Source organism: Mycobacterium kyorinense (genome assembly GCF_001672775.1).
Taxonomy (GTDB): Bacteria; Actinomycetota; Actinomycetes; order Mycobacteriales; family Mycobacteriaceae; genus Mycobacterium; species Mycobacterium kyorinense_A.
On sequence record NZ_LZKJ01000060.1, the window covers coordinates 19,340 to 34,031 of the forward strand.

Below are 14,692 nucleotides of genomic sequence, written 5' to 3' on the forward strand. Positions count from 1 at the left end.
AATATCGCCGCTAGGCGGTAGACCCTCGCGGCCTGATCTTGAACGAGAGCCGAAGCTTCGTGCGGTAGGTGATGCCGCCCGTCGCGTCCAAGGCCAAATCCTGCTCAACGACCTCGGCGACCCGGATGTCGTCGATGGTCTCCTGCGCCCGTCGCACTGCTTGCGCCGCGGCGTCCTCCCACGACACCGTGCTCGTCCCGATAAGGTCGGTGACCCGGTATACGCTCATGCCCTCAAGCTAGAGGAGACCGGGCGGACCTGTCCGAGGAACCTCGATTACGCCGCGAAGGTGACGGCTAGGCTTTTGCAATGGCTGCTGTCGACATGACCGCCGACGTGCCGATCACTCCGCAAGACACCTGGAACCATGTTTCGGACCTGTCTGAGCTGGGGGAGTGGTTGGTGATGCACGAGGGGTGGCGCGGCGAGGTGCCCGACACGTTGACGGCAGGGACCAAGATCGAGGGCGTGGCGCGTGCCAAGGGGATGCGCAACCGGGTGACGTGGACGGTGACCACGTGGAACCCGCCGAATGAGCTCGCACTGTCCGGATCGGGCAAAGGCGGCACGAAATACGGCGTCACGCTCACGGTGCGCCCCACAGGCGACGGCTCAGAACTCGGTCTACGCCTCGAACTGGGCGGACGGGCATTGTTCGGGCCGTTGGGTTCGGCCGCGGCTCGCGCCGTCAAAGGTGACGTCGAGCAGTCGTTGAAGCGTTTCGTCGACCGCTACGCCTAGCTGCCGCCGCCCGGCACAGACGCCGCGCAGACACGCTTCGCGACACGCCGGGAAGACGTCGGTGGGCGGTCATAGACTGGCGTCCCTATGAGCGGTTCATTTTCGCGGTCCTTCGTGCACCTGCATAACCACACCGAGTACTCGATGTTGGACGGTGCTGCGAAGATCGCGCCGATGCTGGCCGAGGCGCAGCGGCTGGAGATGTCGGCGATCGGGATGACCGACCACGGAAACATGTTCGGCGCCAGCGAGTTCTACAACGCCGCCACGAAAGCCGGCATCAAGCCGATCATCGGTGTCGAGGCTTACGTGGCGCCCGGTTCACGTTTTGACACCCGCCGGATCCTGTGGGGTGACCCCGGGCAGAAAAGCGACGACGTGTCGGGATCCGGGTCCTACACCCACCTGACCATGGTCGCCGAGAACGCCACCGGCCTGCGCAACCTGTTCAAGCTGTCCTCGTTGGCCTCCTTCGAAGGGCAACTCGGCAAATGGTCGCGGATGGATGCCGAGCTGGTCGCCGAGCACGCCGCCGGCATCATCGCCACCACCGGCTGCCCGTCGGGGGAGGTACAGACCAGGCTGCGGCTCGGGCAGCGCCGCGAAGCGCTGGAGTCGGCGGCCAAGTGGCGGGAGATCTTCGGCGCCGACAACTACTTCCTGGAAGTGATGGACCACGGCCTGGACATCGAGCGCCGGGTCCGCGACGGGCTGCTGGAGATCGGCCGCACACTGAACATTCCGGCGCTGGCCACCAACGACTGCCACTACGTCACCCGCGACGCCGCGCACAACCACGAGGCGCTGCTGTGCGTGCAGACCGGCAAGACGTTGTCGGATCCCAACCGGTTCAAGTTCGACGGCGACGGCTACTACCTCAAGTCGGCCGCCGAGATGCGGGCGATCTGGGATCACGAGCTTCCCGGCGCGTGCGATGCCACGCTGCTGATCGCCGAGCGGGTCAGCTCTTATGCCGACGTGTGGGCTCCGCGCGACCGGATGCCGGTGTTCCCGGTGCCCGACGGCCACGACCAGGCGTCCTGGTTACGGCACGAGGTGGATGACGGCCTGCGGCGACGGTTTCCCGGCGGCGTCCCGGCCGGCTACTCCGAGCGCGCCGCCTACGAGATCGAGGTCATCTGCGGCAAGGGATTTCCGTCCTACTTCCTGATCGTGGCCGACCTGATCAACTATGCCCGCTCGGTCGACATCCGGGTCGGGCCCGGCCGCGGCTCGGCGGCCGGCTCGCTGGTCTCCTACGCGCTGGGCATCACCGACATCGACCCGATCCCGCACGGTTTGCTGTTCGAGCGATTCCTCAACCCGGAACGCACCTCGATGCCCGACATCGACATCGACTTCGACGACCGCCGCCGCGGTGAAATGGTGCGCTACGCCGCCGACAAGTGGGGCCACGACCGGGTCGCGCAGGTCATCACCTTCGGCACCATCAAAACCAAAGCCGCACTTAAGGATTCGGCGCGCATCCACTATGGGCAGCCCGGCTTCGCGATCGCCGACCGGATCACCAAGGCGCTGCCACCGGCGATCATGGCCAAAGACATTCCGCTGTCCGGCATCACCGACCCGAACCACGAGCGCTACAAGGAGGCCGCCGAGGTCCGCGGCCTGATCGACACCGACCCCGATGTGCGGACCATCTACCAGACCGCTCGTGGCCTGGAAGGGTTGATCCGCAACGCCGGCGTGCACGCCTGCGCGGTCATCATGAGCAGCGAGCCACTGACCGAGGCGATTCCGCTGTGGAAGCGGCCGCAGGACGGCGCGATCATCACCGGTTGGGACTACCCGTCGTGTGAGGCGATCGGCCTGCTGAAGATGGACTTCCTCGGGCTGCGCAACCTGACGATCATCGGCGACGCAATCCAGAACATCAAGGCCAACAGGGGAATCGACGTCGACCTCGAGTCGCTGCCGCTCGACGACCCGGCCACCTATGAGCTGCTGGGCCGCGGGGAGACGTTGGGTGTGTTCCAGCTCGACGGCGGGCCGATGCGCGATCTGCTGCGCCGCATGCAGCCCACCGGGTTCGAAGACGTCGTCGCCGTCATCGCGCTGTACCGCCCGGGCCCAATGGGCATGAACGCCCACAACGACTACGCCGACCGCAAAAACAACCGGCAGGCCATCAAACCCATCCACCCCGAACTCGAGGAGCCGCTGCGCGAGATCCTCGCCGAGACTTACGGTTTGATCGTCTACCAAGAGCAGATCATGCGCATCGCTCAAAAGGTGGCCGGTTATTCGTTGGCCCGAGCCGACATTTTGCGCAAGGCGATGGGCAAAAAGAAACGCGAAGTGCTGGAAAAGGAATTCGAGGGCTTCTCCGAAGGGATGAAGGCCAACGGCTTCTCGGGCGCCGCGATCAAGGCGCTGTGGGATACCATCCTGCCGTTCGCCGACTACGCGTTCAACAAGTCGCACGCCGCCGGGTACGGCATGGTGTCGTACTGGACCGCCTACCTCAAAGCCAACTATCCCGCCGAATACATGGCCGGGCTGCTCACCTCGGTCGGTGACGACAAGGACAAAGCAGCGGTCTATCTGGCCGACTGCCGCAAGCTCGGCATCACCGTGCTGCCTCCCGACGTCAACGAGTCGGGGCTCAACTTCGCCTCGGTCGGCACCGACATCCGGTACGGACTGGGTGCGGTGCGCAACGTCGGCGCCAATGTGGTTGCGTCGCTGTTGAACACCCGTACCGAGAAGGGCAAGTTCACCGACTTCTCCGACTATCTCAACAAGGTCGACATCGCCGCCTGCAACAAGAAAGTCACCGAGTCGCTGATCAAAGCCGGTGCCTTCGACTCACTGGGCCACCCGCGTAAGGGGTTGTTCCTGGTGCACACCGACGCGGTGGACTCGGTGCTGGGCACCAAAAAGGCCGAGGCGATGGGCCAGTTCGACTTGTTCGGCGGCAGCGATACCGCCGCCGAAGCGGTGTTCGCGATCAAGGTGCCCACCGAGGAGTGGGAAGACAAGCACAAGTTGGCGCTGGAGCGGGAAATGCTCGGCCTGTATGTGTCCGGGCACCCGCTCAATGGGATCGCGCATCTGCTGGCCACCCAAGTGGATACGCCCATACCGGCCATCCTCGACGGCGACGTGCCCAACGACACGTCGGTGCGGGTGGGCGGCATTCTGGCCTCAGTCAACCGCCGGGTCAACAAAAACGGGATGCCCTGGGCATCAGCACAAGTGGAAGACCTGACCGGTGGTATCGAGGTGATGTTTTTCCCGCACACCTACACCGCCTACGGCGCCGACATCGTCGACGACGCCGTGGTCCTCGTCGGTGCGCGAGTGAAGATCTCCGACGACCGGGTGTGCCTGATCGCCAACGAGCTTGTCGTGCCCGACTTTTCCGGCGCGCAGATCGACCGGCCGCTGGCGGTCAGCCTGCCCACCCGCCAGTGCACCATCGACAAGGTCAGCGCGCTCAAACAGGTGCTGGCCCGCCACCCCGGCACGTCGCAGGTGCACCTGCGGCTGATCAGCGGGGATCGGATCACCACGCTGGAGTTGGACACCTCGCTGCGGGTGACGCCCTCGCCCGCGCTGATGGGCGACCTCAAGGCACTGCTGGGCCCCGGCTGCCTGGGCGGCTAAGACCTTGTGGCGCCGACCGTGAAACTGTTGCGAGTTTTGCGCGATTTTTTCGCAAGGGTTTCACGCTCGCGGATCGAGTCGGACGGGATCAGGCATGAGACAGCTCGACCCGGACGATGACGCTGTCGGGCCAGACCGAGCGGTGACGAGTGCGTCGTAGCTTCTCGCGGACACCCAGATCTCGATGCACGTTGGTGACACCCGGCACCTTGATCAACGGCACGACGTTCCACTGCCAGCCGTACCGCTCATGCAACACACGATTGCCGGCATCGGCGTCGGCGTCCGACAGGATCGTGGCGTGGCCGACGAGCGTCGGCGCACCTGGGCGCACTCGGCCCCGGTAGTCGCAGGCGGTGAGCTCCACCTCCGGGTGGGCCGCCAGCCGGCGGGTCTTGGGACCGATTTTGGTGCGAAACACCACGGCCGGTCCGTCGAACCCGAACCAGATCGGAGTGTCGACGGGCGTCCCGTCGCGGCGAAACGACCGCAGCATCGCATAACGGGTGGTGCGCAGTTCATCGAGGCATTGGGTAGGCATGCCACCGAGTCAACAGCCTAGAGTTAACTCTAAGTCAAGCCTGGAATGTCGAGGAGAGCCGATGGCCGCAGCACTGACGATCGGAGCCGTGGCACGCCACGCCGGCATTGCGGCGACGACGTTGCGCTACTACGAGCAGATCGGGCTGCTGCCGGCGCCGGCCCGAGTCGGCGGTCAGCGTCGCTACGACGACGCGGTGCTGGCCCGACTCGAGGTGATCCGGCTCTGCAAGTCCGCCGGATTCGCGCTCGAGGAGATCCAGCTGCTATTCGCCGACGACGCGCCGGGGCGGCCGGTAAGCCGGGCCCTTGCCCAAGCGAAACTCGCCGAGATCGACGCCCAGCTGGCCTCGCTCGTCCGAGCGCGAGCAGTCATCGAATGGGGTATACGCTGCACTTGTCCGTCGATCGACGCCTGCACCTGCGGGATTCACCGCTCCTTACCCGAATGCTTGTGAATCACACCATTTTTCATGACGAAGTCGACCTGACCGGTGACTTCGATGTCGGCGAACGGGTCGCCGGGCATGGCAATCAGGTCGGCGATCTTGCCCTCGGCGATCACCCCGAGGTCGTCGAGTTGCAGCAGTTCGGCCGCAACGCTGGTAGCTGCCCGCAGGGCGCGCAACGGCGAAATGCCGGTCGACACCATCATCGGGAACTCCCGCCAGTTCTCCTGATGCGGAAACATGCCGGCGTCCGTGCCGAACGCGATCCGTACGTTGCTGGCAGCCAGTCGGTCGGCAGCATCCAGCAGCGGGCCGCGGTATTTACGGAACTTGCGTAGGGCGTATTCGGGAAGGGCGGCAAGCAACGGGTCGTTTTCGTCGCGTCGGGCACCGGACACGATGGCGTACTGAGTCGGCACCATGAACACCCCGGCGTCCTCCATCATCCGCAAGGTGTCGGCCGAGGCGAGGTTGCCGTGCTCGATGCTGCGCACCCCGGCGCGGACTGCGCGCTGAATGCCGTCGTCGCCGTAGCTGTGCGGAGTGGCCGGGATTTCGAGGTCGGCCGCGGTGGCCACCAGGATGTCCATTTCCTCCTGGCTGTAGGTGGCGTGGCCGGGGTCGTCGGACGGCGAGGCGAAGCCCCCGGTCGCACCGAATTTGATCCAGTCCGCGCCGGCGCGGATTTCCTGTCTGACACGGGTGCGGATCTCGTCGGCGCCATCGGCCGCCGCCAATTCCAGTGGCCGCGAACAGCCTTGATATTCGTCGGCGAGGAATCCGCTGAAATCGCCGTGGCCGCCGCGCGCCGAAATCATGTGCGGCGCCACCAGCATGCGGGGTCCCTCGATGATGCCGGCCGCTACCGCGTTGCGCAGGTCGACCGTCGGATAGTCGAGATCGCCGCACCCCAGGTCGCGCACGGTGGTGAAGCCGTTGTGGAGCAGGGCCCGCAGCACCGGCAGCGACTTCAACGTCTTTGCGGTGCTGGAATCGGCGGCCGTGGCCGGGCCAAGCGGCGGTGTCAACGTCACATGGGTGTGGCAGTCCATGAAGCCCGGCGTCAACGTGTGCCCGGACAGGTCGACCACGCGCGCATCGGCCGGCGGCTCGATCGTGTCGTCGATTCGGTGGATGCGGCCGTCGACGACCAGCACGTGCCGCGGCGCGGCCGCGTCCGACACCCCGTCCCACACGTTCGCACCGGTGATCAAGGTCGTCGCTATGGCCATGTCTCTAGAACATACGTCGATTTTGGGCCCCGCGCGCTGCCCGACGACCTACGGTCGGATGCATGGAAGGCCACGACGCGACGACCGTCGAGGTCGTGGCTGACGGGCAACGCGGTTCGATCACGTTGAACCGGCCCGCGAAGCTCAACCCGCTCAGTACGCAGACGCTCAACGAACTGGTCGCCGCGGCCCGATGGTTCGACGCCCGGCCCGAGGTCAAAGTCGTTGTCGTCAGTGGCAACGGTCGCGCGTTCTCGGCCGGGGCCGACCTGGCAGCGTTCACCGATCCTGCCGACGGTGCCGGCGCAGCACGGGAAGCCGCCGACGCCGGGCGGCGGATGGCCGACGCCGTCGAAGCCATGCGTGCAGTGACCATCGCGCGGGTGCACGGTCACTGTGTCGGCGGCGGACTGGTGCTCGCGGCCGCATGCGACCTGCGGGTGGCGGCCGGCTCGGCCCGGTTCTCCATACCCGAGGTCGATCTCGGAATTCCGTTGGCCTGGGGCGGCATTCCGCGGCTGGTGCGCGAGATCGGCCCGGCGCTGACCAAGGAACTGGTGATGACGTGTCGACCCTTCGGAGCCGATGAGGCCAAGACGGCCGGATTCCTCAACCGCGTCGTGCCGGAGACTGATCTCGACGACGAAGTCGAACACCTGGTGCACCAACTACTCACCAAGTCGGCGCTGACGCTGGCCTCGACGAAACGTCACACGAACGCCGTGGCCGACGGGATGGTCGCCACCGCGCGAAGCTGGAGTGACGCCGACGCTCTCGTCACCGCATTGCACGATTCCGAGTCGCGGAAAGCCGCCGGGGCCTACCTCGACCGGGTCCGCCGCCGCTGAACATCCAAGGAGGAGATCGGACATGACCACGGCCGAGCGTGCGACCACGTTGCCAGAAGCATTCCAGCGCACGGCGGCGATAGACCCCGACGCGGTCGCGCTCCGCACACCGGGCGATACGCAGACGATGACGTGGCGCGAGTACGCGGCGCAGGTGCGCCGGGTCGCGGCCGGGTTGGCCGGACTGGGGGTGCGCCGCGGCGACACGGTGTCGCTGATGATGGCCAACCGGATCGAGTTCTACCCGCTGGAGGTCGGTGCGCAGCACGTCGGCGCCACCTCGTTCTCGATCTACAACACCCTGCCCGCCGAACAGCTGACCTACCTGTTCGACAACGCCGGAACCAAGGTCGTGATGTGCGAAGCGCAGTACGTCGACCGAATCCGCGCCAGCGGTGCGCCCATCGAGCACATCGTGTGCATCGACGGGTCACCGGACGGAACGCTGTCCGTCGAAGAGCTGTACGCCGCCGGCGCCGACGGTTTCGACTTCGAATCAACTTGGCGCGCAGTACAACCCGATGACATCGTCACGCTCATCTACACCTCCGGTACGACCGGAAACCCCAAAGGCGTGGAGATGACGCACGCCAACCTGCTATTCGAAGGACAGGCCCTCGACGCCGTCCTCGGTGTCGAATTCGGCGACCGGATCACGTCGTTCCTGCCCTCGGCGCACATCGCCGACCGGATGATGGCGCTCTACAACCAAGAGGTGTTCGGCACGCAGATCACCGTGGTTTCCGACCCCCGTGCCATCGCAGCCGCGCTGCCCGATGTCCGGCCCACCATCTGGGGCGCGGTGCCGCGCGTATGGGAAAAGCTCAAGGCCGCAATCCAATTCGCTGTGGCGAATGAGCCCGACGAAGAGCGGCGACAGGCGTTGCAATGGGCGCTGGCGCTGAGTGGTAAGCGCGCTGCGGCACTGATCGCAGGAGACCCGGTGCCCGATGATGTGGCGGCGGAGTGGGCCACCGCCGACGAGTTGGTGCTGTCCAAGCTGCGCGCGAAACTCGGGTTGGACCAGCTGCGGTGGGCGGTGTCCGGGGCGGCGCCCATCCCGAAGGAAACACTCGGCTTTTTTGCCGGAATCGGCATCCCGATCGCCGAGGTGTGGGGCATGTCGGAGCTGAGTTGCGTTGCCAGCGTGTTCCATCCGCGCGAAGGGCGGCTGGGAACCGTCGGCAAGCTGCTTCCCGGGCTGGAGTCCAAGATCGCCGACGACGGCGAATATCTTGTGCGCGGTCCGCTGGTGATGAAGGGCTATCGCAAAGAGCCGGCGAAGACCGCCGATGCGATCGACGCCGACGGCTGGCTGCACACTGGCGACATTCTCGATGTCGACTCCGAGGGATATCTACGGGTGGTCGACCGGAAAAAGGAGCTGATCATCAATGCGGCCGGCAAGAACATGTCGCCGGCCAACATCGAGAACGCGATCCTGGCCGCATGCCCGATGGTCGGCGCGATGGTCACCATCGGCGATGGGCGACCCTACAACACTGCATTGATGGTGTTCGACGCCGACTCGGTGGGCCCCTACGCAGCCCAGCACGGGCTCGCCGATGCCTCCGCGGCAGCTCTTGCGGTCGACCCGGAGGTGATTGCGGGGATCTCGGCCGGGGTCGCCGAGGGGAACGCCAAACTCTCACGCGTCGAGCAGATCAAGCGCTTCCGGGTGCTGCCGACGCTGTGGGAACCCGGCGGCGAGGAAATGACCCTGACGATGAAACTGAAACGACGGCCGATCGCCGCCAAGTACGCCGCCGAAATAGAGGAGTTGTACGCAGCAGAGCCGGGACCCGACGTGCACGAGCCCAAGGCCGCGTCGGCGACGCAACCAGCGTGAAGTCTTAGGCGCGCAAAACCACCTTGGACACCAGCCCGGCCGTGACGGCCACGGCCGCGGCGCCCAGGACCGACGGCGCCGCACTGGCGGTGAGCACTCCGACGATCAGCAACGTGGCCAGCCCGGCCAGCAGCGCGACCAGCTTGTGGGGCGGCCACGGCACGCCGGCAACCAGCACTCCGGCCGGCTTGGAACCGGTGAGCGAGTCGACGTGCTGGGATGTGGTCACAGGCTCAGGATACCCTGCACTTAAAGTTTCGGCCACCCGAAACCCGCCGTGAGCTGCCAAGGAGCCGCAGCGACCCGTACGTCGGGCGTTCTCCCGCATCGCACACCACGCCGGACGTCAGCTGGCAAGCCAACCACAAGATATCTCGCCGAAAGTCCGGCAATCATTTATCTTCTGCCTCAAAAAGCTCGCCTATCACATTTTCAGCATTTGCAACAAGCGTGTCATCGCCCTTATGAAAGATCCGGCTGCGATTTAACTGATTGCCCGAACGACGACGTCAGGCGTCGTAACATGACGCACAATTGATTCATCGTATGTGTCTCAATCCGTTCGATGATCTCAGGCGGCAGCTTCCTTACTTTGGTTAACGATAGGAAGGGGCAGCATGCGTCGGGGTTTCGCGGATGTACCGGCGGGGTGGCGCAACGGGTCGGCGTTCGATGGGCTGTGTGCCGCAGTCTCCTAGCCGACCGAATCGGGACTTCCTGAGTGGTCACTCGATTGAGGTAGTTGATTACCCTATCCCGCTTGACGTGGCCGCGGAATAGTCAAGTGATCAGCTCCGAGGGATCGCGGTAATACGTGCGGAGATGAGGGGTTTTGCGCGGGAGGCTCGGCGCAAGCCCAGTGTGCAACATAAATATTGAATTTTGCATCCGTTGCAGGGGGCTTCGATGGATGTCGCTGATCGGGTATTTCCGCTAACGCGAGGCCAGTTCGATATATGGCTTGCGGAGGAAACGGGTCGTTTCGATGCCAGGTGGCAGGTTGGCGTATTTTTGCGAATCGCCGGCCCGATTGACCTCGATTTGGTGCAGTGGGCGGTCCGCCAAGTGGTCCGCGAGGCTGAGCCACTCCGGGCCGCATTTTTCCAGGCCGACGGCCAGGTTGTTCAACGAGTGGTTGATGATCCGCCCGTCGAGCTAGCTCATTATGACCTGACCGGATCGCAGGAACCCGAGCGCGATGCTTATCGGCTGGCATCGTCAATTCAGCAAACAGCAATGCCGTTAAGCGGACCGCTATTCAAATTTGCGGTATTGCAGACACGTATAGATGAGTTTTGTGTTTTCGTGTGCTGCCATCATATAGTAGCAGACGGAATCGGCCTTGCTCTAGTTCTGCATCGCATCGCAACGATCTATAACGCTATTGCTTGTGGTGAGTCCATTCCCCCGACTTATTTTGGATCGCTGAGTGACCTTATTGATTGCGAATTAGACTACGAATCCTCCGCCGATTATCTCGAAGATCGGGAATACTGGGCCAGAAATCTCCCATCAGAAAGCGAACCGCGCTACCGGTTAGCCAATACTGCTAACGGGCACGATGCCAATGGGCCCGCTGCGCCGGTTCAATTAAGCCCTTCCGCGGTCGCTGGAGCCGACGAGTTGGCGCGGGCGTTGGGCGTGCATCGATCGTCGGTGCTTACTGCGGCATCGGCACTGCTAGTTGGTGGATGCGATGCTGAGAATTCAGAGGTGGTATTTGATTTTCCGGTAAGCAGACGTGTTCGTCCCGAGTCAAAAGTGGTGCCCGGAATGATTTCCGGGGTGGTCCCCTTAGTGCTAAAAGCATCGCCGGGTGCTACGGTCACTGCCTTTTGCGAACACGTTAACGCGCGCATCCAAGAAGCGCTGCAGCATCAGCGGTTCCCGGTGCACAGCATTGAGAGCAGCGCCGCACGGCTCCGCGGCTTCGAGCAGGCGTCGAATCGGATAGCGGTCAATTTCATCCCTACGACACATTTGGCGGATCTTGCCGGCTCTGCGGTGACGGCGACCCTGACCCACGATGGTCTAGGCGATCAATTTCGGCTGGTCTTCTTCCGGGACGAGGATCAGCTTTTTCTCAGCACTCCGGGCGCTGGGCAATTACTGCCGAATTGTGATCTCGCTAATTTGGGGAAGCGCTTGGAGCGGGTGCTGGTGGCTATGGCTGCTGACCCTGGGCGGTTGTTGTCGTCGGTGGATGTGCCCGATGAGGATGAGCATGCCCGACTGGATGTGCTCGGCAACCGGGCGATATTGACCCAACCGGTGTTCGCGGCGGCGTCGATTCCGGCGTTGTTCGCCGACCAGGTGACCTGTCGTCCAAAGGCTGTGGCGGTCAGCTGTGGAGGGCGAGCACTGACCTATTGCGAGCTGGACGAGGCGGCTAACCGCCTGGCGCATTTATTGGTCGGTCATGGGGTGGGCGCGGGTCAGTGTGTGGGGCTGCTGTGTTCGCGGTCGGTAGAGGCGATCGTGGCGATGCTGGCGGTGCTCAAGACGGGGGCGGCGTATCTGCCGATCGATCCCGCGCTGCCGGAGGCACGCATCGCGTTCATGCTCGCCGATGCTGCGGCGGTGGCGGTGGTTACCACCGCGGATTTGGTGGGGCGGCTGGTTGGGTTGGACGTGTTGGCCGTCGATGTCTGTGATCCCGCCGTCAACAGCCAGCCGAGTACTGCGCTGCCGACGCCAAGCCCGGACAACATTGCGTACCTCATTTACACCTCGGGCACTACGGGGGCGCCTAAAGGGATGGCTATCACTCATCGCAACCTGACCCAGCTGTTGGAGTCATTCGATGACAGCGTGCCGCCTGCGGGGGTGTGGACGCAGTGGCATTCCTTGGCCTTCGACGTATCGGTGTGGGAGATCTGGTCTGCGCTGCTGGGTGGCGGGCGGCTGGTGGTGATACCGGAGTCGATGGTCGGCTCACCAGATGAGCTCCAGGACTTGTTGATTGGTGAGCAGGTCAGCGTGTTGAGCCAGACTCCCTCCGCGCTGGCGATGCTCTCGCCGGAGGGTTTGGGGTCAATGGCGGTGGTGGTGGCCGGTGAGCCGTGTCCGGCCGAGTTGGTCAAGCGCTGGGCGCCCGGGCGGGTGATGGTCAACGCCTATGGGCCGACCGAGATCACGGTCTATGCGTCCAGGAGTGCGCCACTGGCGGCGCGGTCGGGTGTGGTGCCGATTGGTGCGCCGATGGCGGGGGCGGCGGTGTTCGTACTCGACGGCTGGCTGCGGGCGGTGCCGCTTGGTGTGGTGGGGGAGTTGTATGTGGCCGGTCGTGGTGTGGGCGTGGGGTATGTGCGGCGTGCGGGGTTGACGGCTTCTCGGTTTGTGGCGTGTCCGTTCGGGGGAGTCGGTGTGCGCATGTATCGCACCGGGGATTTGGTGTGTTGGGGCGCTGATGGGCAGTTGCGCTATGTGGGGCGCGCGGATGAGCAGGTGAAGATCCGCGGGTATCGCATTGAGTTGGGGGAGATCCAAACGGCGCTGGCGGGTTTGGACGGGGTCGAGCAGGCGGTGGTGATCGCGCGCGAGGACCGCCCGGGCGACAAGCGGCTGATCGGGTATATCACCGGAACAGCAGATCCCGCTGATCTGCGCGCCGCGCTGGCGGAGCGGTTGCCGGCCTACATGGTTCCCGCCGCGGTTATCGTCTTGGACGTGTTGCCGTTGACGGTCAACGGCAAAGTCGACAAGCGTGCGTTGCCGGCGCCGGATTATCACGACACCGATCGTTACCGTGCCCCGAGCGATGCGATCGAGGAGATCTTGGCCGGCATCTACGCCCAGGTTTTGGGTGTGGAGCGGGTCGGGGTTGATGACTCGTTCTTCGATTTGGGTGGGGATTCGCTGTCGGCGATGCGCGTCATCGCGGCGATCAACGCCAGCTTCGACGTCGGGCTTTCAGTGCGTGCGGTGTTTGAGGCGCCGACGGTGGTCCAGTTGGCGCCGCGGATTGGTGTTGGTGGGGATGGGTTGGCGCCGTTGGTGGCTGGTGAGCGGCCGGCGGTGGTGCCGTTGTCGTTTGCTCAGCAGCGGTTGTGGTTTATCGATCAGTTGCAGGGGCCCTCGCCGGTGCACAACATGCCCACGGCGCTGCAGATCAGCGGAGCATTGGATGTTGAGGCGTTGGGCGCGGCGCTGGGTGATGTGGTGGCCCGTCATGAAAGCCTGCGCACGCTGTTCCCGGTGGCAGAGGGGATTCCGCGCCAGTTGGTGGTGTCTGCCGAGCGGGCCGACTTCGGTTGGGATGTCGTCGATGCCACCGGATGGTCGGCCAGCGTCCTGCAGGAGGCCATCGATGCCTTGGCGCGCTACACCTTCGAGTTGGCCGATGAGATTCCGTTGCGGGCGCGGCTTTTCCGCGTTGCCGAGGACGAGCACGTGCTGGCCGCGGTGGTGCATCACATCGCTGCCGATGGTTGGTCGATCACCCCGTTGGTGTCCGATTTGGGGGTGGCTTATGCCAGCCGCTGTGTCGGCCAAGCGCCCACGTGGTCGCCGTTGGCGGTGCAGTACATCGATTACACGTTGTGGCAGCGCACCCAATTCGGTGATCTCGATGACAGTGGTAGCCGCATCGCCACCCAGGTGGCGTATTGGCAGGATGTGTTGGCTGGGATGCCTGAGCGGTTGGTGTTGCCGACTGATCGGCCCTATCCGGCGGTGGCCGATTCGCGCGGGGCCACGGTGGCTCTGGATTGGTCGGCGGGGTTGCAGCAGCAGGTTTCTTGGGTGGCTCGTGAGCATAATGCGACCAGTTTCATGGTGGTGCAGGCCGCCTTGGCGGTGTTGTTGGGCCGGCTGAGCGCCAGTTCTGATGTGGCGGTGGGGTTCCCGATCGCCGGGCGGCGTGATCCGGCGCTGGATGAGTTGGTCGGGTTTTTCGTCAACACGTTGGTGTTGCGTGTTGATCTCGGCGGGGATCCCAGTGTGGCCGACTTGCTGGCTCAGGTGCGCGCGCGCAGTCTGGCCGCCTACGAGAACCAGGACGTGCCGTTCGAGGTGCTCGTCGATCGGCTCAACCCGGCCCGGTCGCTCACCCATCACCCGCTGGTGCAAGTGGCATTGGCCTGGCAGAACGTCCCCGCACAGAACCTCAACGCTCCCGCTGCCGGGTTGACGCTGGGTGATCTGACGGTGGCGCAACTGCCGGCCGACACCTACACCGCGCGAATGGATTTAGCGTTTACATTGGCCGAAGGATTCACCGAAGCCGGTGAGCCCGCTGGCATTTCGGGGATGGTGGAATTCCGTACCGATGTGTTCGATGCGGCCAGCATCCAAGCACTGATCACTCGGTTTGAGCGGGTGCTGGCAGCGATAATCACTGACCCGCATCGGCGATTGTCGTCGATCGATGTGCTCGACGACGCTGAGCACGCCCGGTTGGAG

General features: G+C 64.5%; 10 protein-coding genes. 6 read left to right on the forward strand and 4 right to left on the reverse strand.

Annotation, left to right across the window (positions count from 1 at the left end):
• Positions 1-10 precede the first annotated feature (10 nt).
• Positions 11-229, reverse strand: a complete 219-nt coding sequence (locus A5707_RS06215; protein WP_065013640.1) for a dodecin family protein — start codon at positions 227-229, stop codon at positions 11-13.
• 80 nt (positions 230-309) lie between these two features.
• Here A5707_RS06215 and A5707_RS06220 point away from each other — a divergent pair, with 80 nt between their 5' ends.
• On the forward strand, positions 310-741 hold the full coding sequence (locus A5707_RS06220; RefSeq protein WP_065013641.1) for an SRPBCC family protein: 432 nt from the start codon (positions 310-312) through the stop codon (positions 739-741).
• Between the two features lie 87 nt (positions 742-828).
• A complete protein-coding gene (gene dnaE / locus A5707_RS06225; protein ID WP_065013642.1) occupies positions 829-4,371 on the forward strand; it encodes a DNA polymerase III subunit alpha in 3,543 nt (1,180 codons plus the stop codon).
• A gap of 88 nt (positions 4,372-4,459) precedes the next feature.
• Here the strand turns inward: dnaE and A5707_RS06230 are convergent, their stop codons facing one another.
• Complete coding sequence (locus A5707_RS06230; protein ID WP_065013643.1) at positions 4,460-4,912, reverse strand: PPOX class F420-dependent oxidoreductase; 453 nt, start codon at positions 4,910-4,912, stop codon at positions 4,460-4,462.
• A gap of 61 nt (positions 4,913-4,973) precedes the next feature.
• On the opposite strand from A5707_RS06230, the gene A5707_RS06235 reads away from it, so the two are divergent.
• Positions 4,974-5,369: a MerR family transcriptional regulator gene (locus A5707_RS06235; protein WP_065013644.1), complete on the forward strand. Its 396-nt coding sequence runs from the start codon at positions 4,974-4,976 to the stop codon at positions 5,367-5,369.
• On the opposite strand, the gene A5707_RS06240 is transcribed toward A5707_RS06235, so the two are convergent.
• The gene (locus A5707_RS06240) at positions 5,342-6,592 is read right to left on the reverse strand and encodes a metal-dependent hydrolase family protein (RefSeq protein WP_232000644.1); all 1,251 of its coding nucleotides are present in this window, start codon (positions 6,590-6,592) and stop codon (positions 5,342-5,344) included. The genes A5707_RS06235 and A5707_RS06240 overlap by 28 nt on opposite strands.
• Positions 6,593-6,654: 62 nt before the next feature.
• On the opposite strand from A5707_RS06240, the gene A5707_RS06245 reads away from it, so the two are divergent.
• Both A5707_RS06245 and fadD11 read left to right on the forward strand, forming a co-directional pair.
• The gene (locus tag A5707_RS06245) at positions 6,655-7,440 is read left to right on the forward strand and encodes an enoyl-CoA hydratase/isomerase family protein (RefSeq protein ID WP_065013645.1); all 786 of its coding nucleotides are present in this window, start codon (positions 6,655-6,657) and stop codon (positions 7,438-7,440) included.
• 22 nt (positions 7,441-7,462) lie between these two features.
• Positions 7,463-9,289: a fatty acid--CoA ligase FadD11 gene (gene fadD11, locus A5707_RS06250; protein WP_065013646.1), complete on the forward strand. Its 1,827-nt coding sequence runs from the start codon at positions 7,463-7,465 to the stop codon at positions 9,287-9,289.
• Positions 9,290-9,293: 4 nt separating this feature from the next.
• Here the strand turns inward: fadD11 and A5707_RS06255 are convergent, their stop codons facing one another.
• Positions 9,294-9,518, reverse strand: coding sequence for a hypothetical protein (locus tag A5707_RS06255; protein WP_065013647.1), 225 nt, complete (start codon positions 9,516-9,518; stop codon positions 9,294-9,296).
• 677 nt (positions 9,519-10,195) lie between these two features.
• Between A5707_RS06255 and A5707_RS06265 the strand changes: the two genes are divergently transcribed.
• The coding region (locus A5707_RS06265; RefSeq protein ID WP_156657617.1) for a non-ribosomal peptide synthetase at positions 10,196-14,692 on the forward strand (4,497 nt) is incomplete at its 3' end.

What these genes read in the sequence shown, in the direction of transcription:
- A5707_RS06215 (WP_065013640.1), bottom strand. Translation starts at nt 229, where the DNA reads ATGAGCGTATACCGGGTCACCGACCTTATCGGGACGAGCACGGTGTCG.
- A5707_RS06220 (WP_065013641.1), top strand. Translation starts at nt 310, where the DNA reads ATGGCTGCTGTCGACATGACCGCCGACGTGCCGATCACTCCGCAAGAC.
- dnaE (WP_065013642.1), top strand. Translation starts at nt 829, where the DNA reads ATGAGCGGTTCATTTTCGCGGTCCTTCGTGCACCTGCATAACCACACC.
- A5707_RS06230 (WP_065013643.1), bottom strand. Translation starts at nt 4,912, where the DNA reads ATGCCTACCCAATGCCTCGATGAACTGCGCACCACCCGTTATGCGATG.
- A5707_RS06235 (WP_065013644.1), top strand. Translation starts at nt 4,974, where the DNA reads ATGGCCGCAGCACTGACGATCGGAGCCGTGGCACGCCACGCCGGCATT.
- A5707_RS06240 (WP_232000644.1), bottom strand. Translation starts at nt 6,592, where the DNA reads ATGGCCATAGCGACGACCTTGATCACCGGTGCGAACGTGTGGGACGGG.
- A5707_RS06245 (WP_065013645.1), top strand. Translation starts at nt 6,655, where the DNA reads ATGGAAGGCCACGACGCGACGACCGTCGAGGTCGTGGCTGACGGGCAA.
- fadD11 (WP_065013646.1), top strand. Translation starts at nt 7,463, where the DNA reads ATGACCACGGCCGAGCGTGCGACCACGTTGCCAGAAGCATTCCAGCGC.